Origin of the sequence: uncultured Bradyrhizobium sp. (assembly GCF_936943645.1) — a bacterium.
Taxonomy (GTDB): domain Bacteria; phylum Pseudomonadota; class Alphaproteobacteria; order Rhizobiales; family Xanthobacteraceae; genus Bradyrhizobium.
Genome location: NZ_CAKZJO010000086.1, coordinates 16,427 through 42,586 on the forward strand (window position 1 = coordinate 16,427; position 26,160 = coordinate 42,586).

Sequence of the window (26,160 nt, forward strand, 5' to 3'; positions counted from 1 at the left end):
CGGAATTTTGTCTGCCCGACGTTAGCGGTCGAACAGCGCCAGCTTAGTGCACTGTCATTGCAACTGACTTGCATAAAAAAAGCCGATAGCGCTCAGGTTTGAGCTTAGAATTGTGGCAGCCCAAATGTGCACCTTACGAAAGGTTACAAGATAATGCAGTTGAATTTATGCGATATCGCTACGCTACCTGTCGGAAACGATCGAACTCCTTGGGCAGCAACCCAACAAGCTTTTCTGGAGTAAGATCATACATATCCCAAGTGACATCCAGTTGGGAGCGGACCTTAGCCAATCGCCGGGGTGTCCCGCCCTTCTTTCCACCTGCGCCTTTTTTCAGCTTCTGCTTTTCAGGGTCATAGTAAAGCGCGCGAGCGGCGGCCTGAAAGACAGGGTGAAACATATCCTGCTGACTTGTCAGTTGCTCCCGGATTTCAGGAAGAACCGCGGGACTTCCGCAAAGCAGATGATCTGCAGTGTCGCCTAGAGTATCCACAAGAAGAACCGGCATTCTCACCAAGTGACGCTGCGCTTTTTGCCAGTCATTGGGGTTGCTGGGGTACCAGCGATGAACCTCGCCGAACTCGCGCCGCCCGGCTTTGTCACGCAAAAAAAGAACATCCCGCAGAACAAAAGTCAGCCATGCCCAAAGTCCGGTGTTCGGAACGAGTGTGGGTAATTGGTGATTGCCGAGCGAGGCTTTGATAGCCAACGCCATCTCCTTGGCTGTTTCGAACGGAAGCACTTGGAATGGTCCCGTACCCGGGATCATCTGAGCGATCGCTGGATCGTCCAAGTCCACGGCCATCTCGTCGAGGGTGCCATTGAAAGCGCGCTCGAAAAGTGAATTTCCGGCGTCCGTAAACTGATAAAGCGATGCGTATCTCATTGTTGATTTTCCGGCGTGAGAACCTTGAGCAGGCGGTCAGCAAGCTGATGTCGTTGCGCAAAGGTATCCACCAGATCGTCAACCCATTTACGCCTGTCGGCGCGGGATTCGCTAAGTGGCGGCTTTTTGCCTGGCATCAGGATGCCGGCCCATTTGATCCAGTCCTGCATCCACTCAATGTCGTGCGGATTGGATTGGTCAAATATGTCTTCAAAAATCTGCAGAAGTATTGCCGGAAGCGCGCAGCCAGTGAAAGCTGCATCAGTCCGGGCCCATGTAGCGGGATCGGGAATTCGTTCGTCAACGTACACGACTGGATAGTCATCATCACGAATGTCAAGGCTCCATACGCGAGGAGCAGTTCTTGCAGGCAGGAAAAGAAGAATTCCGTCTGTGTTTTTGTTCTGGGAGTTTGACTTCTCCGGCTGAAGCGTCCAGCTATCAGTACTTCCAAGCAGCAGGCTTCGATTGTTTTCGGATGTTGCGGCTACCCGCAATTGAACGGATGGCGCAACAAAGGATTTGTTCTGGATTTCAGCAACTGTGTTCAGCGATCCGAGATTGCCGAAATCGGCGATCTCGACCAACTTGTTCTCGTAGAGGCGCACGGTGACACGAGCGTCAGGCGGAAATCCCTGAAACGATCTCTGTTCCACGATCCCGAGCGTCAGGAGCCGCTTCCCGGGCACCTCGGCAATCTTGAGTTCGACGCTGGAGCGACTGAGCTGCCGCCGTCCCGTTAATCTAATCCGTCTGCGCATCGCGTGTCGTCCTGATCCGGGTGTCAAGCTCGCGGTTTGCATCGAAGCCTGTTACCCCGATGGAAAAATCCGAACCGCAGTTGGTTGCCTGAAGCCGGTTGTCGGTAAAAGAGATGTCGCAATCCTGATAGTCAGTGGAAAGCTCTGAAGGCGTAAAATCGTATTCGGCCCACCCCGGATTCCGCGTGCCGTCAGCATACGCAATCCTGACGGAAAGGCTGATTGGCCAGTTTTCGTATTTCGGGTTGGCCTTGATGCGGAACCCGTTGTCTAGTTTTTCAATCAACACTGCGGCGACGACCGGCGGTGGAGGAGGTGGTGGTGGCGGCGGCGTATCAACATCGTCGTTACCACCTCCGGTTCGCTTGCCGGGATCATCGCTCGGTATGGAGAAAAACGAGCTGAACACGTCCGCATCTGGCTCGGCGATGTTAGGCGTGAGCAAGTTGCGCAGTTCAACCGGAAGCGATTTTACGAAGCGCCTGACCCTGAAGTTGGAGCGGAAACCATTTTCCTCGAGCTTCGTCTTGATGTCCTTTGATTCAAGGAGGTCGAGATGGGCCTTGCCTTCGCAGAAATTGAGATAGGTCGCCAGAAGATGGTCATCGACAAGCAGGACGGCATCGAAAACCCCGGGATTGCGGGCCTTCACTTCAGGCAGGGCCATGCCTTCACGAAAAAAGCGGTCGATGGGCAACTTGCCATGGGGTGCTCGGGCAAGCACTGCGCGAAGCACGACGTGCGAGACCTGTCCGTTTCGCTCAAGGTTGAACCGAATCCGGATGCCGATCGGCTCGTCGTTTTCGGTGGCCGTCTGAAGCTTCTGTCCAAGCGGCTGGTCGCGGAGCGTCTGTAACGCTGCCTTCAGGTCGCTTTTTGCGTCTGTAAGCGGGATTTCAATTGAATTATTGGCGAGGCAGCGACGGATCAATGCGAGGTATCGCGCAGAATCTTTTGATATGGCTTCGTCATGAATTTTTGCCGCCACACGAGCGGCAGCAGTTTCGATTGATTTTTCGTCTAGCTGCTCACCATTGACGCGAACGATGAGTGTTCCGTTGATGATCGCCGGCGCGAAATGCTCGATCGCCGATGCCAGAATGCCGTCACCACTGAGTTCCGGGTGCGGATAAGGAATGACAAGCGCGAGTCCACTGGCATGACCACCTTGATCATAGCCCTTGAGATTAAACGCCTGCTCGATACCGCGGTGAAAAATGCTGGAACTATATAGATTGTAGATCGAATTATGTTCGCTGCTGGCAAGGTAGGCGTGGGTCGAATGGAAGCCGGTGGCGTCTTCGAAAGCCTTAAGGACGCACATGCCACAAGCCGCCGTTACTCCGTCCACGCTACGGCGGGTCAGGCCAATGACGGTCTGAAGCTTCGAGGCAATGAGAAATGTTATCCGCCCGATGCCACGACCGCCCCTCCCCGTTCCATCCTTGTTTGAGACGCCGAAATTGAGCCAATAATTCCAGAAGTCGCTCATGCGCTTCTTCAGGTCGCCACCAAGACCCTTGGCGTTGAAATCTTCGATCGTGAGCCAAGCTATTTGATCGTTGTCCCATTCTTCGGGGATCCCGTATTTAGCCTTCCGGCGGAACTCGATCGCGCGTTCAAAGAAGCGGCGGCGTGGACCGAGCGTGTCCGTATGAAAATTGAAACTGATGATGACCGGCTGCTCAGTGTCCAAGCGTGCATCAAGACTGTTTTGGATGGCTTCGCGGACGAACGTTTCTGAATAGGGATAATCGGGACGATCGAACATCTCGAAATCCAGCCCCTGCGAAATGGGAGTTGGCCCCACCCGCGGCCAGATCCACTCCCAAACCTGTCCCACCGAACCGCCCTGCATTAGACCCCCAAGCCGAATCCCCGCTTGCTGACGTCACCTTCCCCGCCGAATTTTCCGCGGGCCGCTCCAAGTTCATTCTGGAGCGCCCGAAAATTCTTCGGACGTCATCCTCAGTGTACGCATAGGCACTGACATTAGACAGGTTGCCAATTAGACAAATGTCGCGCGATCCGAGTGACCCGCGCCTCGGCATCGGGTCCGTCCCCGTTATCGACGACGACAAACCGCGCTGACGCACGCTGTGACGACCGCGCCGTGCTGGCCCCGCGGTGGACGGGCGGCCGTTCTTCGCCGGCGAAGCGACGTCGCCAACGTTCTTCACGACGGCGCATAAGGTAAGGATGGTGGGGAGGCGGGCGGCTAAGGAAGTGCTGGTAGAGGTCGGTGGCCAAGCTCAACTTGACGGAACATACCATGAACAACTATACATTCTGGGACGAATCGATGACAAGCTGTCAGTTGATTGTCCCAGGATGAAAAGCCATGCCCCGTTCGCATCACTCGGTCGAATTCGAAGCTCTTCGACTGAAAACGGGGCTATCCAAGGCCGAGACGGCCAACCTCCTTGGCGTTACCGAGCGGACCGTCATCCGGTATGAGAACGGAGATTCTCGTCCATCTCCGGTCGCACTGAAATGGCTGCAAGAGTATCTGGCAAAGATACCCGAAAAGCGCCGACGGCCAGCGGCGTTCAAGTTTATCGACTTGTTCGCGGGGATTGGTGGCCTGCGGATTGGCTTCGATGCGATCGGCGGGCAGTGCGTATTCACGTCCGAATGGGACAAGTACAGTCAGATCACCTACCGCGAGAATTTTGGCAAGGACCATCCGATCGCGGGGGACATCAGAGAATATTCAAAGGACCCTGCGCAAATCCCCGCGCATGACGTCTTGCTTGCGGGCTTTCCTTGCCAACCATTTTCGATTGCCGGTGTTTCAAAAAAGAATGCACTGGGTCGTCCGCACGGTTTCCTCTGCGATACACAGGGCACATTATTCTTTGATCTGGCGCAGATCATCGCCCACCATAAGCCTTCCGTCTTCTTGCTGGAAAACGTGAAAAACCTCCAACGGCATGACAAGGGACGTACTTTTGCAACGATTGTAAACGTCCTCCGAAATGAATTGGGTTACGAGATTCATCATCGCGTCATTAGCTCTGCTCCATGGGTTCCGCAGAAGCGCGAACGCATTTTCATCGTGGGCTTCAGAAAGGAGAGTAAGTTTGACTTTGATCGACTTGTCGTTCCCGAGGAAGGCCCAAAGCTTGGATCGATTCTAGAGCCCAACGAAAACGTCGATCCCAAATACACATTGACCGCGCATCTCTGGAAGTATCTCAAAGAGTACAAGAACAAGCACGAGTCGAAGGGCAATGGATTTGGCTACAGCCTGTTCGGTCCGAATGATGTCGCCCGCACTCTTTCAGCCAGATACTTCAAAGACGGTTCAGAAGTCTTGATTGCCCAACAAGGAAACCGACCGCGCCGCTTGACGCCACGCGAGTGCGCAAGGCTCATGGGCTTCCGTCACGTGGACGGGTCGGATTATCGGATCCCTGTTTCTGACACCCAAGCGTACAGGCAATTCGGAAACGCTGTGGTAGTGCCTGTCGTTGCGGCAATCGCTCAGCTGATGAAGCCGCACATTCTGGCTGCGGTCGAAAACCGATCACACCGTAAGCCAACGCAGCAATCGGAATTGCCCTTTGTGAAGGAACCTGATCGAGCGTTCGTCTATGGTTGATGTCGTATCGCCCGAGGTACGAAGCCGGATGATGGCCGGCATTCGGGGCAAGAATACGAAGCCAGAATTAGTTATCCGGCGCGGCCTTCATGCGAGGGGCTTTCGCTATGTTCTGCACGACAATCGCCTGCCAGGAAAGCCGGACCTTGTATTTCCCAAGCATCACGCCGTGATATTCGTCCACGGTTGCTTCTGGCACGGCCATTCTTGTCATTTGTTTAAATTGCCAAGTACGCGACGAGAGTTCTGGCAAAAGAAGATCAGCCGCAATCAACAAGTGGATCATAACGCAATCGTCGCGATCAAAGACGCCGGCTGGCGCTGCTGTGTTATTTGGGAATGCGGCCTCAAGGGACGCGGGGCCATTCCGGTCGACCTGCTCCTCGATCGATGTTCAAGCTGGCTTCGTTCAAAGCGCCCCTCGTATGAGCTACGGGGAGTACCAGGAAGATGAAGCGGGGATATCTTTCGGAATATTTCGTAGGAGTCGCCGCAAAGACTTTGGCTGCGACCGAAGTTGATCCTGAGACCTCCCGTGGTCACGAGTACCAAGGCGTTGATGCCTTCCGCGAGTTTCTTGGCTCACCCGATTCCAAGAAGAAGATCGACGTTACATACATTCGTCTGGAGGATGACGAACCCCCGCTCAGGCTCGAACTCGACGGCACTTGGTACAACAGCCGAAAAAACCAGCCGCATCGAGAACCCGAATATCGGCTGTATTATCCGGCCACAGCAGAGGAAGTGGTTCGTAAGGCACGAGCTGGAGACACGCTCTTCTTCTGCAAGCCGAAAGCCGGTCCATTGTTGGCCATGAGTTGCGCCACTGGCAGCGCAATTGAGCAACAACTTTGCTGGCTCTTCGGCCTGCACGCGACTGGCGATCGTTTCGGCGACAACAAGCGTGACCTGCGTCGTGAGCGTGGCCAGGAACTGTCCTTTACCGCCCGCTATATTCTCGAGCTGATCGAGATAGAGGCCATTATTACCGAGGACGAGTGGCTCGAAGCGATTCTAAAAAAGTTTGGCGCAAAATTTCCAGCGACAGGTCTCTTCTCCGAATTCGCGAGAAAACATGCTCCCGAGACGAGCGTTCGAGACGATCCCGATCATGCTCTCACGACATGGATCGAATTCGAGGAGAGGCTATTCCGCACTTTGGAGCGGCACATTGTATCGGAACGACTGGCCAACGGCTTTATGTCAGGCAAGCAGGCCGACGTTGAGGGTTTCATCAAATTTTCCTTGAGCGTTCAGAACCGACGCAAGTCACGGGCCGGGTCGGCCCTCGAAAATCATCTCGCCGCTATTTTTGCGGCGAGAAAACTCAGATTCGAAAGAGGGGTGAGGACCGAAAATAATAACAAGCCCGACTTTCTCTTTCCGGGGGCAAAAGAATATGCGTCATCAGCCTTTTCCGCGAATCGTCTCATGATGTTGGGAGCGAAGTCGACCTGTAAGGACCGCTGGCGTCAGATTTTGACTGAAGCGGACCGGATCAAAAGGAAGCATCTTTTGACACTGGAGCCAGGAATCTCAGAGAATCAAACGTCAGAGATGCGCGCCAAATCATTGCAACTTGTCCTACCCAAAAAGCTCCATGAGACCTACAAACCAGCTCAGCAAAGCTATCTCCTGGCGCTATCCGAGTTTGTCGGTCTGGTGGAAAAGGCCCAACGCTAAGTCGTCGTCCTAGTTTATCATTGCGGGCTGAAGACACCTGTCCAGCACCAGCAGGAAGCGATTATGGCCGCTCTGGACCAAGGGCGAAGTTCCTAACCCCGACGCTGGCGCAGTCCGGACGGACGTCACTGCACGACGCCCTCACGTCTCTCAAAGCCCAAGCGGGCCCTAAAGTGTTGCAGGCAAATACACGAAATTTTGCAAAGTAATCAGCTAACTGGCGGAGAGGGAGGGATTCGAACCCCCGATAGGCTTGCACCTATGCCGCATTTCGAGTGCGGTGCATTCAACCACTCTGCCACCTCTCCTGAAGGCGCCATGGTAGGAGCAGGGCCCCTGTGGTTGGGGGCGTTAATAGGCGAGGATCGCGGGCCAGACAAGGCGCGAAAGGGGAAAATCGGAGGGTTGTTTGCCGGGTTTGGGCTGTTCTCGCCGCGTCGGAGACAATCGGCACCTTTTTCCGGGCTACCCCTCTCCCTAACCCTCCCCCACATCCGCCTTCGCCCGAAGGCGGGCTTCGGCGAGACAAGCGCGGGGGAGGGAACGCACCTGCCTTGTCGCGGCGACTGAAACCCTGATCTGATCATGCTCAGAGCACTTGCCGGATGGAAGGACCTGCCATGGAGCACCTGACGATCTCCGCCAATGGCGCCGAATTCCACGTGGTTCGCGCCGGACGCGGCAAACCGCTGCTTTTGCTGCACGGCTGGCCGGAATTCTGGCTGACCTGGGAGCCGGTGATGGCGCGCCTCGCCGACCGGTTCAGCCTGATCGCGCCCGATCTGCGCGGCTTCGGCGACAGCGACAAGCCCGACGGGCCCTACGGGCCGGACGGCCATGCGAGCGACATGCTGGCGCTGATGGACGCGCTCCGTGTCGACCGATTCGGCGTGGTCGGCCACGATGTCGGCGGCGCCGTGATGCAGCCGCTGGCGCGGCAGGCGGCGTCGCGGCTGTCGGGGCTGTTCTTCTTCGACTTCGTCTATCCCGGGATCGGGCCGCGCATGGCCGCGCCCGATCGGCTCAACCACATCTGGTATCAATCCTTCCACCAGATGGAGATGGCGCCGGCGCTGGTCGGCGCCAACAGGGAGAGTTGCAGGCTCTATATCAGCCATTTCCTCAAGGGCTGGGCGCACCGGAAGGACGCCTTCGACGACGTGCTCGAGGCCTTCACCGACACTTTCTTCGATGACGGCAACCTCGCCGGCGGCTTTGCGCATTACCGCGCCTCGCATGCCGGGCGCGTTGCGATGATGAAGGGCGAAGCGCCAGTTCTGCCGCCGATCGCGGTGCCGACCTGCGTGCGCTGGGCGGAGCACGATCCGCTGTTTCCCTATGCGTGGACGGATCGGTTGTCCGAGACCTTCAGCGCGCTCGATCTGAAGATGCTTCCTGATGTCGGACACTTCCCGCATCGGGAGGATCCGGATGGCGCGGCGGCGGAGATCGCGGGGTTCTTCTCGCGGGTGGGGTGGAGCTGAGTTCGCGGGAGCTGGAGCGGGATGAAGTCGCTTCGTCGGCTTGCTCCGCCACTCCCGCTTGCGGGAGAGGCCGACGCGTTCGAAGAACGCGGCGGGTGAGGGCTCTCACCGCACCGGGATACAATCGGGCAATCCCAACGCGGAGACACCCCCCACCCCGGCCCTCCCCCGCAAGCGGGAGAGGGAGTGCACCTTCATTGAGGCGCGAGCCTGGCTCATTCCATCATGTTCGGAAAAACGGGGTGGGACCGCCAGACGCGGTAAACACTGGCGGTCCCGGTGCCGCTCATTGAAAATCTGGCTGGGAAGGGCGGCTTCGCCGGCCAGGTGAGGCGACAATTCGACCCTAGCGTGCAGCCCCGGCGCTGCAACGCAATCCGGTCCTTAACCTAACCAGTCAAGGTTACTCCTTGTCGCTTTTGGCGCTATCCTTGTTGTTTTCCTTGCCCTTTTTCTTGCCGTTCTCCGTAGTGTCCCGGTTCTTCCCGTTCTCCTTGCCGGTTTCCTTGCGGCGGTTGGTGAAGCGGGCATTGCCGAGGCCGGTGCCGATGGTGAGCACGCCCCAGCGGTCGACGTCCTGCATGAACGGCACCTCCGAGAGGCCCTGCACCACGCCGTCATTGTGCATCAGGATCGCGGTGTCGTGCTCGCCGATGACGGGGATGCCCTCGATCAGGCTCGCCGGCAGGTTGAACTTGCTGCTCTCCCAATTGCCCGGCAGGTTCTGCGCGCCCTTCTCGATCGAGCCGTCGGCGTTGATGACGCCGGGACAGGCGATGCCGATGAAGGGGGCGAGCTTGTAGCCTTCCTTCTCGGCCTCGGTGATCAGCCCCTTCAGCATCTTGGTGAGCCGCTTCACCGCGCCTTCGCGCGTCGGCTCGTCGTCGGCATGACGCCACAGCTCGGATTTGACGACCTTGGCCTTCGACAGGTCCTTCGCCTTTTTCCAGCTGGTTTCCACGAGGCCGCAGCGGATGTTGGTGCCGCCGATGTCGACGGCGAGGATGCTGTCATGGGCCTCGAAGATCCAGGACGGCGCCAGATGCAGCGCGCCGATCAGGCCGGCTTCATCAGGGTGATGGCGGATCGGCTGCAGGTCGATCTTGAAATCCTCGGATTTCAGGATGATCTCGGTGCGCGCGATCGCGAGCTCGCCGAGCCGGGAATCGCGAAAGCCGCCGCCGACCACGATGCGCTCGGTCTTGGCCCAGGCTTTTGTCTTCAGGAAGCGCCGGGTGACATAGGCGAGCTCCTGGGCAAAGTCCTCGATCGCGCTGTGCACCACCGCGGAGGCCTCGACGTCGTCGCCAACGAGAATGTCATCCAGCGTCTTCTTGCTGATGTTCTCGGACGGCTCCTTGCCGAACGGATCCTCCCCCGTCTTGCGCAGCGGCTTGCGCCAGCGGTCGAGAATCTCGCGGAACGCGCCCTTGCTGGCGCGGTCGCCGAGAAAGCCGTCCTCGTCCTTGATCTCGATATTGAAGCTGTCGACGTCCACCGACGGCAGCCGCTCCGCGCCGTGATGGGCGATGCCCGTCGTCTTGACCAGTTCGTCCGTTGCCATTGATGAGCCCTTGCCCGCTTGACGTGTTCCGGCGGACTAACTGCGAGGGAACCGGTTTGTTGCAAGGCGGCCCGAGATTCGGCCTAAGGCCTCGAGGCGAGCCAAATCCTTCAAATCCGGGCTGTTTTCGGCGGTTTTCCTTGACTTGGCGCAGGCGGCGGCTATAAGTCCCACAGCCGGCGCGGGGCGTTTCTCGCGCCGCTTGTTTTTGCGTGGGTTTTCAATGGGATAACTCCCGCCCGCACAAAACCACATAAACCCATAGCGACTGACAAAAAGCCGGCCCGGACGTAACAGTCGCGAGGCCGGGATTGAACACGGAGAAAAAAACGATGTTCGCAGTCATCAAAACCGGCGGCAAGCAATACCGCGTCGTGCCGGATGATGTTCTCGAAGTTGGCAAGATCGAAGGCGAAGTCGGCTCGATCGTGCAGTTGAATGACGTGCTGGTGCTCGGCGGCGACACGCCGGTGCTCGGCGTTCCCACGGTGGCCGGCGCCTCCGTTGCGGTCGAGGTGCTCGACCACAAGCGTGGCCCCAAGGTCATCGCGTTCAAGAAGCGCCGCCGCAAGAATTCGCGCCGCAAGCGCGGCTATCGCGACGAGATCACGGTGCTCCGCATCTCCGAGATCCTGGCGGACGGCGCCAAGCCCACCAAGGGCCCGCGTCCGAAGAAGGAGAAGGTGGCGAAAGAGGCCGCTGAATAAGCCAGAATTGATCACGCCAATTCACGAATTGATGCGTGAGAGATTTTGAAATGATTCCGTCAAGGAATTGATCTAGAACGACTTAGGTTTTCGGAGACGAGCCATGGCTCACAAAAAAGCAGGCGGTTCATCGCGCAACGGTCGCGATTCCAAGGGTAAGCGCCTCGGCATCAAGGCGTTCGGCGGGGAAGTTGTGATTCCCGGCAACATCATTGCGCGTCAGCGCGGCACCACCTGGCATCCCGGCCTTAATGTCGGCATGGGCACGGACCACACTCTGTTCGCCAAGATCGAGGGTCGCGTCACGTTCCAGGCCAAAGCCAACGGCCGCACTTTCGTATCGGTCCTCCCGATCGCAGAGGCTGCTGAATAGACGGTGGATCAAATTGGAGTCCGCCGGTCCCACTGAACCGGCGGAGTCCCAGAGATCTCAAGAGATCGAAGGCTCCAAGGGGAGGCGGGAAACCGGCCTCCCCTTTTCTTTTGACTTGCTCACTTTGACTTAGTGACTTTCTCACGGAGCCGGACATGTTGCAGGATTTCTCGAGCGTGACCCTGGCGGAGGCGAGACCCAGCGTCGTCGCCACCGAACGGCTGACATTGCGGCGGCCGACGCTGGCCGACGTCAGGACCATCGCCCGGCTCGCCAACGACCGCCGCGTCGCGGAAAACACCCGCCGCCTGCCGCATCCCTATTCGCAGGACGACGCCGTCGAATTCATCCGTGCCACCGCCGCGCTCGGCAGCGAAACCGTGTTCCTGATCGAGCACGATAGCGGGCCGGTCGGCATGGTCGGCATCGACTGCTCCACGCCTGGCAATGCCGAGCTCGGCTACTGGCTCGGCGTCGAGCATTGGGGCCAGGGCTTTGCCACCGAGGCCGCGCGCGGTGCGATCGACTTCTTCTTCGAGGAGTTCGAGGACGAGCACCTCCATGCCGGCGCGCGCGTCACCAACCCAGCCTCGCGCAAGGTGCTGGAGAAGTGCGGCTTCCAGTGGAGCGGCGTGCAGCTGCATCGCTTCCTCGCGCTGGGATCGTCGACCCCGGTCGACTGCTTCCGCCTGTCGCGCGGCGTGTGGGCCTCGCTGAAGAGCTGGAGCAGCGCGAGAAGGGTGAGGTAGGCGGCGGACACTTACCCTCCCCTGGAGGGGTCCGGGACGAGCGAAGCTCGCCCGTGGTCGATCGCGCGCAGCGCGAGCGGGGTGGGGTGATCTCTCCACTCGGGCACTGTTGGATGTGGAGAGACCGTCACCCCACCCCGCTCCGCATTCCGCTTCGCTACATGCGCAGCGACCCTCCCCCTCCAGGGGAGGGTGGGAGCTACGCCGGCGGATTCACGTCCTCACTCGGACGCCCCAGATCGCGCTCGCGCAGATAGATGTAGAACCCGGCGCCGATGATGATCGCGGCGCCGACGATGGTCGCGACCGACGGCACATCACCAAACACGAAGAAGCCGAAGATCACCGCCCAGACGATCATCGAATACTGATACGGCACCACGACGCTGGCCGGCGCCAGTTTCAGCGAGCGGTTGACGCAGAACAGCGCCGTCACCGAGATCAGCCCGGCGGTCGCGAAGATCACGAGGCTGCCCGGGGTCGGCGGCACCCAGTTGAAGGCCGAGAGCACCGCGCCCAGCGAGAACGTGCCGACGAATTGCGAGGACGCCATCACGATGTCGGGCGTCTTGCGCAGGCTGCGTGTGATCAGCATCAGGGTCGCGAAGGACAGACTGCCGCCGAGCGCGATCAGCGCCGGCAGGCTGACGGTCTGCGCCGACGGCCGCAACGCGATCAGGACGCCGCAGAAGCCGATCAGGATCGCGGTCCAGCGCCGCCAGCCGACCTTCTCGCCCAGAAAGATCGCCGACATCGCGGTGACGAAGATCGGGCCGGCGAGATAATAGGTGATGACGTCGGCGAGCGGCAGATAGACCGTGGCGAGGAAGAACGCCGCAACTTCCAGCGTCGACAGCACGACGCGAAACAGCTGCAGGCGTGGGCGCTCCAGCTGCAGGAACTGGTGGCGCTGCTTCCAGATCAGCGGCGACAGCAACAGCAGCGCGGCGCAGGCGCGCAGGAACAGCAGCTGCCCGACCGAATAGGTGCCGACCAGGAACTTGCCCATGGCGTCGCCGAACGAGAACATGAAGATCGACAGCACCATCAGCCCGATGCCGGCGAGGCGCGCGGAGCGATCGTCATAGGCGGAGAGGTTCTTGAACAGGGGCATTGAGACGAGACTATGTGGAGTCGTCATTGCGAGCGAAGCGAAGCAATCCAGACTGTCTCTGCGGGAATAGTCTGGATTGCTTCGTCGTTTCGCTCCTCGCAATGACGAACGGAGAGAGCGTCAGGAATCGGCTGGTAGAGTTGCCAGCAGTCGTTTTAATGACGTGAGCCGCCGCGACAAGCCCGCAACGCCGAATTGAACGGATTGTCGCACTCTTCGCATCGCGGTAGCGATAGGCGCCTCCCGAATGAAAGAGCATCGCCATGACCGACTTCGATCCGAACCAGCATCGCATGATCCCGACGCAACGCTGGTTTGAGGATTTCGTGGTCGGCGAGCGTTTCGTGCTGCCGAGCCGGACCCAGACCTCGGCGATCTTCGCCGCGTTCCAGACCGCGAGCGGCGACACCCATCCCGTGCACTATGACGTGGAATATTGCCGCAGCCGCGGCATGCCGCACCTGCTCGCCCACGGCTTCCAGACCCTGATCCACACCGCGCCCGGCGCCGGCCTGTTTCCATTCATGGTCGAGGACTCCCTGGTCGGCTTCCTCGAGCAATCGAGCCGGTTCCTCAAGCCTGTTTACGCCGACGACACCATCTACCCCGCGCTCGAGGTCACCGAGCTGGTGCCGGGACGAACGACAGGCGCAGTGACGCTGCGCAGCAGCGTGTTCAACCAGCGCAAGGAGCTGGTGCTGGAGGGCATGCAGAAATTCCTGATCCGGCGGCGGCCGGCGTGAGGATTATTCGATCACGTCATCGGCGGTCGCCAGCAAGGTCGGCGAGATTGCAAGACCCAGCACCGAGGCGGTCTTGCCGTTGAGAACGAGCTCGAACTTGGTGGCCTGCTGCACCGGCAGTTCGGCCGGCCTTGCGCCCTTGAGCACCCGTGCCGTGTATTCGCCGGCCAGCTCCATCACGTTGAAATAGTCCGAGCCGTAGCTCGCCAGCCCGCCGGCCTCGACATAATCGCGGACGTCGAAAATGGTCGGCACCTTGTGACGCAGCGCCAACGCCGCAATGCGCGTGCGATGGACGTAGAAGAAGGCTTCCGGGCCGAACACCAGGCCCGCGCCCGGCGTCGACAGCAGCTGCGCGAAGGCGCTGTCGATCTCACCCTCGGTCGCGGCATTGAGCACCTCGACGCGAATGCCGAGCGGCGCCGCGGCCCGCGCCAGATCGGAAACAAAAGGCGCAGCCAACGCCGAGCCCGGCTTCACCAGGGCGAAATAGCGCGACACCCCGGGCACGAGCTCGCGAAAGATGCCGAGCCGCTTGGCCGACAGCTCCGCATTGAGCGAGGTGATGCCGGTGGCATTGCCGCCGGGACGGTTGAGGCTCTCGACGAGACCGAGCGCAACCGGATCGGTGCCGGACGAGAACACGATCGGGATCGTCGCCGTGGCTTTCCGGGCCGCCATGGCCGCCGCCGTGGTTCCGGGCGTCGCGATCAGCGCGACGTTGCGGCGGACCAGATCGGCCGCGAGCGGGGCGAGCTCCTCGTTCCGGCCCGAGGCCCAGCGATATTCGATCGCAACGTTCTGCCCTTCGGTGAAGCCGCCACTCGCGAGCCCCTTGCGAAACGCCGCGAGCCGCTTGACGTTCTCCTCCGCGGAGCCGGCGTGCAGGAAGCCGATGACCGGCATTGCCGGTTGCGCACGCGCCCGCGACAGCGCTGCGACCGCAATCGCGCCCCCGATGAACTCCCGCCGCCGCATCCGCAACGCTCCGCCCCGTTCCGGGCCGCTATACCACATCCCGGCGATGCGGGAGCCGCCCCGAAGGGTTAAGCAAGGGGCGAAATCGCGAGAAATTCGGCCGATTTGCGGGTCTATCCGGGTTGCCGGAGGGGGCCGGCTGGCCTACCTATGGCCCATGAAATTCCTCGACGAAGCAAAGGTCTATATCCGCTCCGGTGACGGCGGAAACGGCTGCGTGGCGTTCCGCCGCGAGAAGTTCATCGAATTCGGCGGTCCCTCCGGCGGCAATGGCGGCCGCGGCGGCAATGTCATCATCGAGGTCGCCGACGGGCTGAACACGCTGATCGACTACCGCTACCAGCAGCACTTCAAGGCCCAGAAGGGCGAGAACGGCATGGGCTCGGACCGCCACGGCGCCAACGGCAAGAACATCGTGCTGAAAGTGCCCATGGGCACGCAGATCTTCGACGAGGACCGCGAGACGCTGATCCACGACTTCACCAAAGTCGGCGAGAAGTTCGTGCTGGCCGAGGGCGGCAATGGCGGCTTCGGCAACGCGCATTTCAAATCCTCGACCAACCGCGCCCCGCGCAACGCCAATCCCGGCCAGGTGGGCGAAGAGCGCTGGATCTGGCTGCGGCTGAAGCTGATTGCGGACGCCGGTCTCGTCGGCATGCCCAATGCCGGCAAGTCGACCTTCCTGTCCAAGGTCAGCGCGGCACGGCCGAAGATCGCCGACTATCCCTTCACCACGCTGCATCCGCAGCTCGGCGTCGTGAACGCCGACGGCCGCGAGTTCGTGCTGGCGGACATTCCCGGCCTGATCGAAGGCGCGCATGAAGGCACCGGCCTCGGCGACCGCTTCCTCGGCCATGTCGAGCGCTGCCGCGTGCTGCTGCACCTGATCGACGCCACCTGCGAGCATGCCGGCAAGGCCTACAAGACCGTGCGCAAGGAGCTCGATGCCTATGGCGGGCTCTTGACCGACAAGATCGAGATCGTCGCGCTGAACAAGATCGACGCGGTCGAGCCGGACGAGCTCAAGAAGCAGAAGGACCGGCTGAAGCGCGCCGCCAAGAAGACACCGCTGCTGCTGTCCGGCGTGACCGGCCAGGGCGTGAAGGAAGCCTTGCGCGCGCTCGTCGAGGTGATCGGCGAGGCCCCGGTCTCCGCCAAGGCGAAGAGCGCGGCCGAAGCGGAGCCGTGGTCGGCGTAGTGGTCGTCCCCGCTGTCGTCCCTGCGGGCATGCGCATCACTGGCTTGTCTTCGCCAGCGCGATAGCGCAGCATCGAACAATCAAGAAACGGCAGGGATAATTCATGGCGCGCGCGAAGAACGTTCTCTGGATCATGTGCGACCAGCTTCGCTATGATTATCTCGGCTGCACCGGCCATCCCACGCTGAAGACCCCGAACATCGACGCCATGGCGAAGCGCGGCGTGCTGTTCAGCAAGGCCTATGTGCAGTCGCCGATCTGCGGCCCCTCGCGGATGTCGTTCTACACCGGCCGCTACATGCGCTCGCACGGCTCGCACTGGAACGGCTGGCCGCTGCGCGTCGGCGAGCCGACGCTCGGCGATCATCTCAAGAAGATCGGCGTCCGCAACGTGCTGGTCGGCAAGACCCACATGGCCCCCGATCTCGAAGGCATGAAGGCGCTCGGCATTCCCCCGGAATCCGTCATCGGCGTGCACGTCGCCGAATGCGGTTTTGAGCCTTATGAGCGCGACGACGGCCTGCATCCCACGGGGCGCCCGCGACCGAAATACGACGACTATCTGCGCAGCCAGGGTTTCGAGGCCACCAATCCCTGGGAGCACTGGGCCAATTCCGGCGCAGCCGAGGATGGTTCGCTGCAGAACGGCTGGCTGCTGGTGCACGCCGACAAGGCCGCGCGCGTGCCGGACGAGCATTCCGAGACGCCCTACATGACGCGGCGTGCGATGGACTTCATCAGCGAGGCCGAGACCGACGGGCGGCCGTGGTGCCTGCATCTGTCCTACATCAAGCCGCACTGGCCCTACATCGCGCCCGAGCCCTATGCCAGCATGTACTCGACCGGGGACATGATCCCGGCGATCCGCTCGATGCGCGAACGGCAGAATCCACATCCGGTGTTCGGCGCCTATATGGACATGCGCTACTCCCGCAACATGGCGCGCGACGAGGCCCGCGAGAAGGTGATCCCGACCTATATGGGCCTGATCACCCAGATCGACGACCAGATGGGCGTGCTGATGAAGTTCTTAGGTGAGCGCGGTTTGCTGGACACCACCATGATCGTGTTCACCTCCGATCACGGCGATTATCTCGGCGATCACTGGATGGGCGAGAAGGACCTGTTCCACGAGCAGTCGGCCAAGATCCCGCTGATCATCATCGATCCCTCCAGCGAAGCCGACGCCACGCGCGGCACGCGCAGCGACGCACTGGTGGAGGGCATCGATCTCGCCCCGACCTTCGTCGATTATTTCGGCGGCAAGGTGCCCGGCCACATCCTCGAAGGACGCTCGCTGCTGCCGCTGCTGCGCGGCCCGACGCCATCGGATTGGCGCAAGGTGGCGTTCTCCGAGTACGACTATGCCATGCAGGACGTGCGGCTGAAGCTGAACCAGCCGATCGAGCGCTGCCGCCTGTTCATGGTGTTCGACGGCCGCTGGAAATACATCCACGCCTCCGGCTTCCGCCCGATGCTGTACGATCTCGAAACCGACCCGGAGGAATATCTGGATCGCGGCGACGATCCTGATTGCGCCGGCATCATCGCGCGGCTCCAGGCCGAGCTGTTCGAGTGGGCGCTGCATCCGAACGACCACATCACCACGACGCGCGAGAAGATCGCGGCCTATGCCGACAACCAGCTGCAGGTGAAGAACGGCGTCCTGATCGGCATCTGGGACGAGAACGAGCTCGCCGCGATCAAGGACGGCATCGCGCAGCGCGCGAAGATGTGAGTTCTTCGTCGTCCCGGACAAGCGCGCCATCAAGCGCGCGCCGATCCGGGACCCATACTCCCAGGCCGTAATTGTGGGGCGGGCCGGCAACTCCGAGTCTTCGCCAAACTCAATCCTGTGGCTATGGATCCCGGATCAGCGCTCCGCTTCGCTGCGCTTGTCCGGGATGACGTTGGGATAGTTGCGCTTGCATCGCCAGAAGATCTCAATTCTCGATCTTGTATCCCGTCGCTTTCACGATCGGCTGCCACAGCGCGATGTTCGCGGCGAGCTCCTTGGTCAATCCCTCCGGAGTCGAGCCGACCGGGATCAGCCCGATCGCGGTGAGCTTCTCCTTCACCTCGGGCTTGGCGAGCGCAGCGCTCGCGGCGGCACCGAGCTTGCTGGCGAAATCCGGCGGACTGCCGGCGGGAAGCCACATGCCGTACCAGGCGTCCGCGACGAGATCGATGCCGCTCTCCTTCAGCGTGGGAACCTCCGGCGCGAACGGCGAACGCTCCGCACTCGATGACGCGATGATCTTCACGCCCTTGGCCCGATGCTGCGGCAGCGCATCGGCCAATGTCACGATACCGAACGAGACATGTCCCCCGATGATGTCGTTGAGGATAGGCGCGCTGCCACGATAGGGCACGCGGGTCAGGGGAATGCCGAGATCCTTCTCCAGCTTGGAGCCCATGAAATGCGGAATGGTGCCGTTGCTCGGCACCCCGAACGAGGTCTTGTCCGGATGCGCCTTCAGCCAGGCGACGAATCCCTTGAAGTCAGCGGCTTCGATCGCGGGATTGATGACGACGGCGAATTCAAACCGTGCCAGCAGCGACACCGGCATGAAATCCTTCGCCGTGTCGAAGCTCGGATTCGTCTCCACCATCGGCAGCAGGTACATGGTCGGTCCCGTCGTCACCAGCACCATGCCGCCGTCGGGGTTTGCCCCCTTCACCGCCTTGATCCCGATCAGGCCGTCACCGCCGGTGCGGTTCTCGACCACGATGGTCCGTTGCAGCATCGGAGCCATCTCCTGCGCGATCAGCCGGCACAGCGTGTCGCCGCCGGCGCCCGCCGCAAACGGAAATATGATCTTGGTCAGCCCGGCCTGCGCTTGCGCTTCACCTGCCTGCGCCAGCAGCGGCAGCCCGAGACATCCGGCCATGAATGTGCGGCGATCCATGTGTTTCCCCCTCGACCTCATTTTGGTTGGCCGCAGTTAGGACCAGAGCGGCGTCCCCGACAAGGCCCACCTTCGCCATTTACCATCCGTTACCGTCCTTGCCGCCTTGCGCCGGCCATCGTCCTGCTGCAAAAGCAGGCCTATCGGCGCCGCTCTCTCGCTCCGCCGTTTCCAAGAGCAGATCGCCCGAGCGCGCCGACACGCATACAGACATGGCCAGCCCCGAACTCAGTCAATTCCGTCGCATCGTGGTCAAGGTCGGCTCCGCGCTGCTGGTCGATTCCGACAAGGGCGAGGTGCGCTCGTCCTGGCTCGCCGCGCTCGCCGACGACATGGCCAAGCTGCACAAGGAGGGCCGCGACGTCCTCGTCGTCTCCTCCGGCTCGATCGCGCTCGGCCGCAGCCGCCTCAAACTGCCGCGCGGCCCGCTGAAGCTGGAAGAGAGCCAGGCCGCCGCCGCCGTCGGCCAGATCGCGCTGGCGCGGATCTGGTCGGAGGTGCTCGGGGCCCACGGCATCGGCGCCGGCCAGATCCTGGTGACCCTGCAGGACACCGAGGAGCGCCGCCGCTATCTCAACGCGCGCTCCACCATCGGCAAGCTGCTGGAGTGGCGCGCCATCCCCGTGATCAACGAGAACGACACGGTGGCGACCAATGAGATCCGCTACGGCGACAACGACCGCCTCGCCGCCCGCGTCGCCACCATGGCCAGCGCCGACCTGCTCGTGCTGCTGTCCGACATCGACGGTCTCTACGACGCCCCGCCGAAAAGCAACCCGAACGCAAAGCTCATTCCGGTGGTCGAGAGCATCTCCTCGGAGATCGAGGCTGTGGCTGGTGACGCCGAGTCCGAGCTGTCGCGCGGCGGCATGCGCACCAAGGTCGAGGCGGCCAAGATCGCCACAACCGGCGGCACGCATATGCTGATCGCCTCCGGCAAGATCGAGCATCCGCTGCAGGCGATCGCCGATGGCGGCCGCTGCACCTGGTTCCTGACGCCCGCCAATCCCATCACCTCGCGCAAACGCTGGATCGCGGGCACGCTGGAGCCGAAGGGCACGCTGACAATCGATGCCGGCGCCGTGACGGCGCTGCGCGCCGGCGCCAGCCTGCTGCCGGCCGGCGTGATCAAGGTCGAAGGCCAGTTCGCCCGCGGCGACGCCGTGATCGTGCGCGGCCCCGACACCAGCGAGATCGGCCGCGGCCTGATCGCCTACGATGCCGAGGAGGCCGAGCGGATCAAGGGCCGCTCCTCGCCTGACGTGATGGCCATCCTCGGCATCAGCGGCCGCGCGGAGATGATCCACCGCGACGATCTGGTGGTGGGCGGGTAAGGGCCGCCGCGGCCCATTTTGCTGGGCCAATGACCCAGACGGCCCGCCGCCTGGGAGACCTGCCATACCCTTCCCGCCCTTCGCAGACGCGGGATTTCCGTGCTAGGACACCGCCTTAGCAAAGGTTGAAAACCCCATGGCCGCCCCCCTCAAAGCCGTCGACGGCAATGCCGATCTTCAGGCGCTGATGTCCGATCTCGGAACCCGTGCCCGCGCTGCCGCACGCGTGCTGGCGCTGGCGCCGCCGGAGCAGAAGAACCGGGCGCTGGAGGCCATGGAGCGGGCGATCCGTGCCAATGCGGCCGGCATCCTCGCCGCCAATGCCGAGGACGTCGCGGAGGCCCGCGCCTCCGGCAATGCCACCTCCTCCTTCATCGACCGCCTGACGCTGACGCCGGCGCGCATCGAAGGCATGGCCGAGGGCATCGCCATCGTGCGCGGCATCGCCGATCCCGTCGGGATCGTCACCGAGAGCTGGCAGCGGCCGAACGGCATGACCATCGAACGCGTGCGCGTGCCGCTCGGTGTCGTCGGCGTGATCTTCGAGAGCCGCCCGAACGTGGCGGCTGATGCCGGCGTGCTGTGCCTGAAGTCGGGCAATGCCGTGATCCTGCGCGGCGGCTCCGACAGTTTCCGCTCTTGCCGCGCCATCCATGACTGCCTGGTGCAGGGCCTGCGCGAAGCCGGTCTGCCGGAAGCTGCGATCACGCTGGTACCGACGCGCGACCGCGCGGCGGTCGGCATGATGTTGTCGGGACTGAACGGCGCCGTCGACGTGATCGTGCCCCGCGGGGGCAAGAGCCTCGTCGCACGCGTCGAGCAGGAAGCGCGCGTGCCCGTGTTTGCGCATCTCGAAGGCGTCAATCACGTCTATGTCGATGCCAGCGCGGACCTTGCGATGGCGAAGTCGATCGTGCTCAACGCCAAAATGCGCCGCACCGGCGTCTGCGGCGCGGCCGAGACGCTGCTGGTCGATCGCGCCGCTGCTGCATCGAGCCTGAAGCCGCTGGTCGAGATGCTGATCGAGGCCGGCTGCGAAGTGCGCGGCGACGACGCCGTGCAGAAGGCGGACGCGCGCGTCAAGCCTGCGAGCGACGACGATTGGGACACCGAATATCTCGACGCGATCATCGCCGCGAAAGTGGTGGACGGCGTCGATGGTGCAATCGCGCACATCCAGGATCACGGCTCGCACCACACCGATGCGATCGTGAGCGCGGACGAGGCTGCGGCGAAGAAATTCCTCAGCGAGGTCGATTCCGCGATCGTGCTGCACAACGCCTCGACGCAGTTCGCCGATGGCGGCGAGTTCGGCTTCGGCGCCGAGATCGGGATCGCCACCGGCCGCTTCCACGCCCGCGGTCCTGTCGGCGCCGAGCAGCTGACGAGCTTCAAATATCGCGTTCACGGCACCGGGCAGACGCGGCCGTAGGTAACGTTGCAAGGCGCGGGGCATTGAGCAACAATTTCGTCGTGCCGCGTTCGGTAGCGCAAGCGGCTCCGCCCCATACGCAGGGCATGCGCATCGGCCTGCTCGGCGGCTCGTTCAATCCGCCGCATCAGGCGCATCGCGCCATCAGCCAGTTCGCGCTGAAGCGATTGCAGCTCGATCGCGTGTGGTGGCTGGTGACCCCCGGCAATCCGCTGAAGGAGAACGGCAATCTGCACGAGCTCGGCGAGCGCATGCAGGCCGCGCGCGAGGTCGCCGACGATCCGCGCATCGAGGTCAGCTGTCTCGAATCCGTCATCCGCACCCGCTACACTATCGACACGATCAACACCTTGCGCCGCCGCTTCTCCGGCCTGCGCTTTGTCTGGATCATGGGCGCCGACAATCTCGCTCAATTCCACCGATGGCAGCACTGGCGGCGCATCGCCGCCCAGGTGCCGATGGCCGTGATCGATCGTCCGCCGCAGAGTTTTCGCGCCCTCGCCTCCCCCGCAGCCCGGGCGCTATCGCGCTACCGTCTGCCTGAGAAAAAGGCAGCGCTGCTCGCGGACCGGCCGGCGCCGGCCTGGGTGTTTCTGACCGGATTGAAGCTGAATTTGTCCTCGACGGGCCTGCGGAACCCGGACGGGAGCTGGAAAGGTACGACGTGAGACGGCGTGTGCGGGCGAGAGGCTCTCTGGCATATTGAAACCCTTAACCCCACATGATGTAGTGTAACCGGTGAGCGCCGGATTCGGCGTTCGCGATACAGTGAAAGGAATGGTCCCTGACCGCATCTGTATTGTCCAAGTCAGCTTCAACCAAGTCTGTTTTACCCAAGGTTGCCAAGCCGACGCGTAAAACATCGACCAAAGCTGCGGCCTTGAAGGCGCAACCCGACGCCGACAAGACGCTGAGCCTGATCCTCTCCCGCCTCGAGGACATGAAGGCGGAAGAGACGGTCACCATCGACCTTCGCGGCAAATCGGCGTATTCCGACTACATGATCGTCACCACCGGCCGGGCCAACCGGCACGTCGGCGCGATCGCGGAAAACGTCGCCAAGGGCCTCAAGGAAAACGGCATCAAGAACATCCATGTCGAGGGCTTGCCCAATTGCGACTGGGTGCTGATCGATTCCGGCGACGTGATCGTGCACGTGTTCAGACCCGAGGTCCGCGAGTTCTACAACCTCGAGCGGTTGTACACGCAGGGCCCAGGGGCGGCGAAGGCGATCGCGGCGAAGGCGATCTAGGCTCATCGAGCCGATTTCGAATCGGCTGACGCGCATGCTAGCGTCGTGCGCGCGCAACCTGCGCGCGGTGTTGAAAACGCGACCCTGAACATACCATGCGTGTTGCTGTCATTGCGGTGGGCCGGCTGAAGCAGGGCCCCGAACGGGAGCTTGCCGACCGCTATTTCGAGCGGTTCGACGAAGCCGGCCGCAAGCTCGGCTTCCGCGAGCTCACCATCCATGAAATCCCGGAGAGCCGCGCGCGCGATACCGCGACGCGGATGACCGAGGAAGCCGCGGCGATCTCGGCGCATATTCCGGACAGGGCGATCCTGGTGGCGATGGACGAGCGCGGCCAGAACCTCGATTCCACCGTATTCGCACGGCATCTGGCGCGCTGGCGCGACGAGGGCGCCGGACATACTATCTTCGTAATCGGAGGGGCGGACGGACTTTCGCCCGAATTGCGCCGTAAGGCCAAGCTCGCGATCGCGTTCGGCTCTGCGACCTGGCCGCATCAAATGGTCCGCGTCATGCTTCTGGAACAGCTTTACCGGGCCGCCACCATTCTGGCCGGCCACCCCTATCACCGCGCGTGATACGCGCCACAACGAGCACCTTTGCCGACACGATGCGAGCGCCGCTCCTCAACCTGCTGCTGATCACTGGCGTTGCCGGCGCAAGCCTCGCGCAAGCGAACACAAGCCTCGCGCAAGCTCAGACGGCAACGCCGGCACAGCAAGCCGCAGCCGTCTCTCCCGATGCCATCAAGCAGCGCGAGCAGGAGCTGGAAGCCGCCCGCGCCAGGCAAAAGAGCGCCGAGGAAGCGCAGGCCAAGCTCAAGGCCGAGATCACCTCACTCGGCAAGGACCGCACGCAGCTCAATCAACAGCTGATCGACACCGCCGCCAATGTGCGCGGGGTCGAGACCAAGATCGACGACACCGAAGCGCGGCTGCGAAACCTGAACGGCCGCGAGCAGGAGATGCGCGCTTCACTGGATTCGCGCCGCGCCGACATCGTCGAGGTGCTGGCGGCATTGCAGCGGGCCGGACGGCGTACGCCGCCGGCGCTGCTGGTGCGCCCCGAGGATGCACTGCAATCGCTGCGCACCGCGATGCTGCTCGGCGCCGTCGTCCCCGAATTGCGCGGCCGCGCCGAAAAGATCGCAAGCGAGCTCGGCGAGCTCGTCGCCTTGCGCAAGGCCATCGCCACCGAGCGCGACCAGCTCGCCTCCGACCGCGACAAGGCCAGGAGCGACCAGAGCCGCCTCACCGCCCTCGTCGACGAGCGGCAGCGCCAGCAGGCGGCGCGCGAAAAGGATCTCGACGCCGAGAACTCGCGCGCGATCATGCTGTCAAAGCAGGTCGGCGATCTCCAGGGCCTGATCACCAAGATGGAGCAGGACCTGCAGAGCGCCGCCAAGGCCGCCGAGAAGGCGGCCGAAGCTGCCAGGCAGGCCGAGGCCAAGGAAGCCAAGCTGGCGGCCGCCAGCGCCAAGGCCGGCCCCGGCGCTTTCAAGGACCGTTCCCGCACCACCCCGGCGATCGCGTTCGCCTCGGCCAAGGGCCTGCTCCCGCTTCCGGTTAACGGTAACAAGATCAGGGAGTTTGGCGGTTCCGACGGGGTCGGCGGGGTCCAGAAGGGCATTTCGCTGGCGACCAAGCCCGGCTCCCAGGTCACGACGCCGTGTGACGGCTGGGTGGTCTATTCCGGCCCGTTCCGCAGCTATGGACAACTCTTGATCCTCAACGCCGGGGGCGGGTATCATGTCCTGATCGCCGGGATGGAGCGCATTTCGGTCAACATCGGACAGTTTGTGCTCACGGGGGAGCCGGTCGCGACCATGGGGTCGACATCTCAAGTCGCCTCCATTCTCGCGACGAACGCGAGTCAACCTGTGCTGTATGTCGAGTTCCGTAAGGACGGCACTCCAATCGATCCAGGCCCATGGTGGGCCGCAAATGAAGGCGAGAAGGTTCGCGGATGATGCGCAAGACTTCAGTAATTCTCCTCAGCGCAGCCACCGGTGCGGCGCTGACGCTGTTCGTGACGCAGCCGCGCGCGGTGTTCATGGGCTCCAGCGCGCGAGCCGCCACCGCGGACACCTATCGCCAGCTCAATCTGTTCGGCGACGTCTTCGAGCGCGTGCGCTCGGACTATGTCGAGAAGCCCGACGACACCAAGCTGATCGAATCCGCCATCAGCGGCATGCTCACCGGCCTCGATCCGCATTCGAGCTACATGGACGCCAAGAGCTTCCGCGACATGCAGGTGCAGACCCGCGGTGAGTTCGGCGGTCTCGGCATCGAGGTCACGATGGAAGACGGCCTGATCAAGGTGGTCTCGCCGATCGACGACACGCCGGCCTCGCGCGCCGGCATCATGGCCAACGACATCATCACCAATCTCGACGACGAGGCGGTGCAGGGCCTGACCCTGAACCAGGCGGTCGAGAAGATGCGCGGCCCGGTCAACACCAAGATCAAGCTCAAGATCATCCGCAAGGGCCAGGACAATCCGCTCGACGTCACGCTGGTGCGCGACAACATCCGCGTCCGCTCTGTGCGCGCGCGCGTCGAGCAGGACGACATCGCCTATATCCGCATCACCACCTTCAACGAGCAGACCACCGAAGGCCTGAAGCGCGAGGTCGCCAACCTCTCGAATCAGATCGGCGACAAGCTCAAGGGCTACATCATCGACCTTCGCAACAATCCGGGCGGCCTGCTCGAGGAAGCGGTCACCGTCTCCGACTCGTTCCTGGAGAAGGGCGAGATCGTCTCGACCCGCGGCCGCAATGCCGAGGAGACCCAGCGCCGCACCGCGCATGCGGGCGACCTCACCAAAGGCAAGCCGGTCATCGTGCTGGTCAATGGCGGTTCGGCTTCGGCGTCGGAAATCGTCGCCGGCGCGCTGCAGGACCACAAGCGCGCGACCATCGTCGGCACGCGCTCGTTCGGCAAGGGCTCGGTGCAGACCATCATCCCGCTCGGAAGCGGCAACGGCGCGCTGCGCCTGACCACGGCGCGCTACTACACGCCGTCGGGCAAGTCGATCCAGGCCAAGGGCATCGTGCCTGATATCGAAGTGCTGCAGGACGTGCCGGACGAGCTGAAGGCGCGCACCGACACCAAGGGCGAGGCTTCGCTGCGCGGCCATCTCAAGAACGACGGCGACGAGAAGACCGGCTCACAGTCCTACGTCCCGCCGGACGCCAAGGACGACAAGGCGCTCAAGCTCGCCGGCGACCTGCTCCACGGCATCAAGAACAGCGCTTCGGCCGCGCCCGCCTCCGGCGGCGACACCAAGGCCACGACCGACAAGCCCAAGGCTGCGAACTAAAGCGGCCAACTAAGTCGGCGTCATAGCGATCTCACGAAAAGGGCGGCTCCCGGAGCCGCCCTTTT

24 protein-coding genes, 1 tRNA gene and 1 pseudogene are annotated in these 26,160 nt (G+C 62.3%); 18 read left to right on the forward strand and 8 right to left on the reverse strand.

What is annotated here, in order from left to right; genetic code table 11:
- Positions 1-178: 178 nt before the first annotated feature.
- From Q0743_RS25440 to Q0743_RS25450, 3 genes are read right to left on the reverse strand one after another with little or no spacing between them, the layout of a single operon-like run.
- A complete protein-coding gene (locus Q0743_RS25440) occupies positions 179-886 on the reverse strand; it encodes a hypothetical protein (RefSeq protein WP_298244232.1) in 708 nt (235 codons plus the stop codon).
- Complete coding sequence (locus tag Q0743_RS25445) at positions 883-1,647, reverse strand: hypothetical protein (RefSeq protein ID WP_298244233.1); 765 nt, start codon at positions 1,645-1,647, stop codon at positions 883-885. Before Q0743_RS25445 ends, Q0743_RS25440 begins: the two co-directional genes overlap by 4 nt.
- The gene (locus Q0743_RS25450) at positions 1,631-3,418 is read right to left on the reverse strand and encodes a hypothetical protein (protein WP_298244234.1); all 1,788 of its coding nucleotides are present in this window, start codon (positions 3,416-3,418) and stop codon (positions 1,631-1,633) included. Before Q0743_RS25450 ends, Q0743_RS25445 begins: the two co-directional genes overlap by 17 nt.
- A 333-nt stretch (positions 3,419-3,751) precedes the next feature.
- On the opposite strand from Q0743_RS25450, the pseudogene Q0743_RS25455 reads away from it, so the two are divergent.
- From Q0743_RS25455 to Q0743_RS25470, 4 genes and pseudogenes are all read left to right on the forward strand, one after another.
- Positions 3,752-3,885 (forward strand): annotated as a pseudogene (locus tag Q0743_RS25455) (FAD-dependent oxidoreductase); the annotation flags it as partial.
- Positions 3,886-3,988: 103 nt separating this feature from the next.
- Positions 3,989-5,251, forward strand: coding sequence for a DNA (cytosine-5-)-methyltransferase (gene dcm / locus Q0743_RS25460; protein ID WP_298244235.1), 1,263 nt, complete (start codon positions 3,989-3,991; stop codon positions 5,249-5,251).
- A gap of 31 nt (positions 5,252-5,282) precedes the next feature.
- Positions 5,283-5,705, forward strand: coding sequence for a very short patch repair endonuclease (locus tag Q0743_RS25465; RefSeq protein WP_298244340.1), 423 nt, complete (start codon positions 5,283-5,285; stop codon positions 5,703-5,705).
- The gene (locus Q0743_RS25470; protein ID WP_298244236.1) at positions 5,702-6,934 is read left to right on the forward strand and encodes a type II restriction endonuclease; all 1,233 of its coding nucleotides are present in this window, start codon (positions 5,702-5,704) and stop codon (positions 6,932-6,934) included. The genes Q0743_RS25465 and Q0743_RS25470 overlap by 4 nt, the downstream gene beginning before the upstream one ends.
- Positions 6,935-7,152: 218 nt before the next feature.
- Here Q0743_RS25470 and Q0743_RS25475 read toward each other — a convergent pair.
- A tRNA-Ser gene (locus Q0743_RS25475) sits at positions 7,153-7,242 on the reverse strand.
- A 312-nt stretch (positions 7,243-7,554) separates the two neighbouring features.
- Here Q0743_RS25475 and Q0743_RS25480 point away from each other — a divergent pair.
- Positions 7,555-8,418 carry an alpha/beta hydrolase gene (locus Q0743_RS25480; RefSeq protein ID WP_298244237.1) on the forward strand — a complete coding sequence of 288 codons (864 nt, stop codon included), beginning with the start codon at positions 7,555-7,557 and terminating at the stop codon, positions 8,416-8,418.
- A gap of 403 nt (positions 8,419-8,821) precedes the next feature.
- Here Q0743_RS25480 and Q0743_RS25485 read toward each other — a convergent pair whose 3' ends face one another.
- A complete protein-coding gene (locus Q0743_RS25485) occupies positions 8,822-9,982 on the reverse strand; it encodes an ROK family protein (RefSeq protein WP_298244238.1) in 1,161 nt (386 codons plus the stop codon).
- A 332-nt stretch (positions 9,983-10,314) separates the two neighbouring features.
- Here Q0743_RS25485 and rplU point away from each other — a divergent pair, with 332 nt between their 5' ends.
- From rplU to Q0743_RS25500, 3 genes are all read left to right on the forward strand, one after another.
- Positions 10,315-10,689 carry a 50S ribosomal protein L21 gene (gene rplU, locus Q0743_RS25490; protein WP_298244239.1) on the forward strand — a complete coding sequence of 125 codons (375 nt, stop codon included), beginning with the start codon at positions 10,315-10,317 and terminating at the stop codon, positions 10,687-10,689.
- Between the two features lie 103 nt (positions 10,690-10,792).
- Complete coding sequence (gene rpmA / locus Q0743_RS25495) at positions 10,793-11,062, forward strand: 50S ribosomal protein L27 (protein WP_011083253.1); 270 nt, start codon at positions 10,793-10,795, stop codon at positions 11,060-11,062.
- Positions 11,063-11,217: 155 nt separating this feature from the next.
- Positions 11,218-11,811 carry a GNAT family N-acetyltransferase gene (locus Q0743_RS25500; RefSeq protein WP_298244240.1) on the forward strand — a complete coding sequence of 198 codons (594 nt, stop codon included), beginning with the start codon at positions 11,218-11,220 and terminating at the stop codon, positions 11,809-11,811.
- Between the two features lie 199 nt (positions 11,812-12,010).
- Here Q0743_RS25500 and Q0743_RS25505 read toward each other — a convergent pair whose 3' ends face one another.
- Entirely contained in the window at positions 12,011-12,925 is a 915-nt protein-coding gene (locus Q0743_RS25505; protein ID WP_298244241.1) for a DMT family transporter, read from the reverse strand.
- A gap of 263 nt (positions 12,926-13,188) precedes the next feature.
- Here Q0743_RS25505 and Q0743_RS25510 point away from each other — a divergent pair, with 263 nt between their 5' ends.
- Positions 13,189-13,668, forward strand: a complete 480-nt coding sequence (locus tag Q0743_RS25510; protein ID WP_298244242.1) for a MaoC family dehydratase — start codon at positions 13,189-13,191, stop codon at positions 13,666-13,668.
- Between the two features lie 3 nt (positions 13,669-13,671).
- Here the strand turns inward: Q0743_RS25510 and Q0743_RS25515 are convergent, their stop codons facing one another.
- The gene (locus tag Q0743_RS25515; RefSeq protein WP_298244243.1) at positions 13,672-14,646 is read right to left on the reverse strand and encodes an ABC transporter substrate-binding protein; all 975 of its coding nucleotides are present in this window, start codon (positions 14,644-14,646) and stop codon (positions 13,672-13,674) included.
- Between the two features lie 157 nt (positions 14,647-14,803).
- Between Q0743_RS25515 and obgE the strand changes: the two genes are divergently transcribed.
- Positions 14,804-15,844 carry a GTPase ObgE gene (gene obgE, locus Q0743_RS25520; protein WP_298244244.1) on the forward strand — a complete coding sequence of 347 codons (1,041 nt, stop codon included), beginning with the start codon at positions 14,804-14,806 and terminating at the stop codon, positions 15,842-15,844.
- A 103-nt stretch (positions 15,845-15,947) separates the two neighbouring features.
- Positions 15,948-17,582 (forward strand): alkaline phosphatase family protein, encoded by a 1,635-nt coding sequence (locus Q0743_RS25525; RefSeq protein WP_298244245.1) that lies wholly within the window; start codon positions 15,948-15,950, stop codon positions 17,580-17,582.
- 205 nt (positions 17,583-17,787) lie between these two features.
- On the opposite strand, the gene Q0743_RS25530 is transcribed toward Q0743_RS25525, so the two are convergent.
- Positions 17,788-18,753 carry a Bug family tripartite tricarboxylate transporter substrate binding protein gene (locus Q0743_RS25530; RefSeq protein ID WP_298244246.1) on the reverse strand — a complete coding sequence of 322 codons (966 nt, stop codon included), beginning with the start codon at positions 18,751-18,753 and terminating at the stop codon, positions 17,788-17,790.
- A 212-nt stretch (positions 18,754-18,965) separates the two neighbouring features.
- Here Q0743_RS25530 and proB point away from each other — a divergent pair, with 212 nt between their 5' ends.
- The 7 genes from proB (at position 18,966) to Q0743_RS25565 (ending at position 26,095) form a co-directional block, all read left to right on the forward strand.
- Positions 18,966-20,087 (forward strand): glutamate 5-kinase, encoded by a 1,122-nt coding sequence (gene proB / locus Q0743_RS25535; protein WP_298244247.1) that lies wholly within the window; start codon positions 18,966-18,968, stop codon positions 20,085-20,087.
- Positions 20,088-20,223: 136 nt separating this feature from the next.
- On the forward strand, positions 20,224-21,519 hold the full coding sequence (locus Q0743_RS25540; protein WP_298244248.1) for a glutamate-5-semialdehyde dehydrogenase: 1,296 nt from the start codon (positions 20,224-20,226) through the stop codon (positions 21,517-21,519).
- Positions 21,520-21,542: 23 nt separating this feature from the next.
- The gene (locus Q0743_RS25545) at positions 21,543-22,187 is read left to right on the forward strand and encodes a nicotinate-nucleotide adenylyltransferase (protein WP_298244249.1); all 645 of its coding nucleotides are present in this window, start codon (positions 21,543-21,545) and stop codon (positions 22,185-22,187) included.
- Positions 22,188-22,399: 212 nt separating this feature from the next.
- Complete coding sequence (gene rsfS / locus Q0743_RS25550; RefSeq protein WP_298244250.1) at positions 22,400-22,771, forward strand: ribosome silencing factor; 372 nt, start codon at positions 22,400-22,402, stop codon at positions 22,769-22,771.
- A gap of 95 nt (positions 22,772-22,866) precedes the next feature.
- Positions 22,867-23,349 (forward strand): 23S rRNA (pseudouridine(1915)-N(3))-methyltransferase RlmH, encoded by a 483-nt coding sequence (gene rlmH / locus Q0743_RS25555; protein ID WP_298244251.1) that lies wholly within the window; start codon positions 22,867-22,869, stop codon positions 23,347-23,349.
- A gap of 32 nt (positions 23,350-23,381) precedes the next feature.
- The gene (locus tag Q0743_RS25560; protein ID WP_298244252.1) at positions 23,382-24,740 is read left to right on the forward strand and encodes a peptidoglycan DD-metalloendopeptidase family protein; all 1,359 of its coding nucleotides are present in this window, start codon (positions 23,382-23,384) and stop codon (positions 24,738-24,740) included.
- Positions 24,737-26,095: a S41 family peptidase gene (locus Q0743_RS25565; protein ID WP_298244253.1), complete on the forward strand. Its 1,359-nt coding sequence runs from the start codon at positions 24,737-24,739 to the stop codon at positions 26,093-26,095. The genes Q0743_RS25560 and Q0743_RS25565 overlap by 4 nt, the downstream gene beginning before the upstream one ends.
- Positions 26,096-26,160 lie beyond the last annotated feature (65 nt).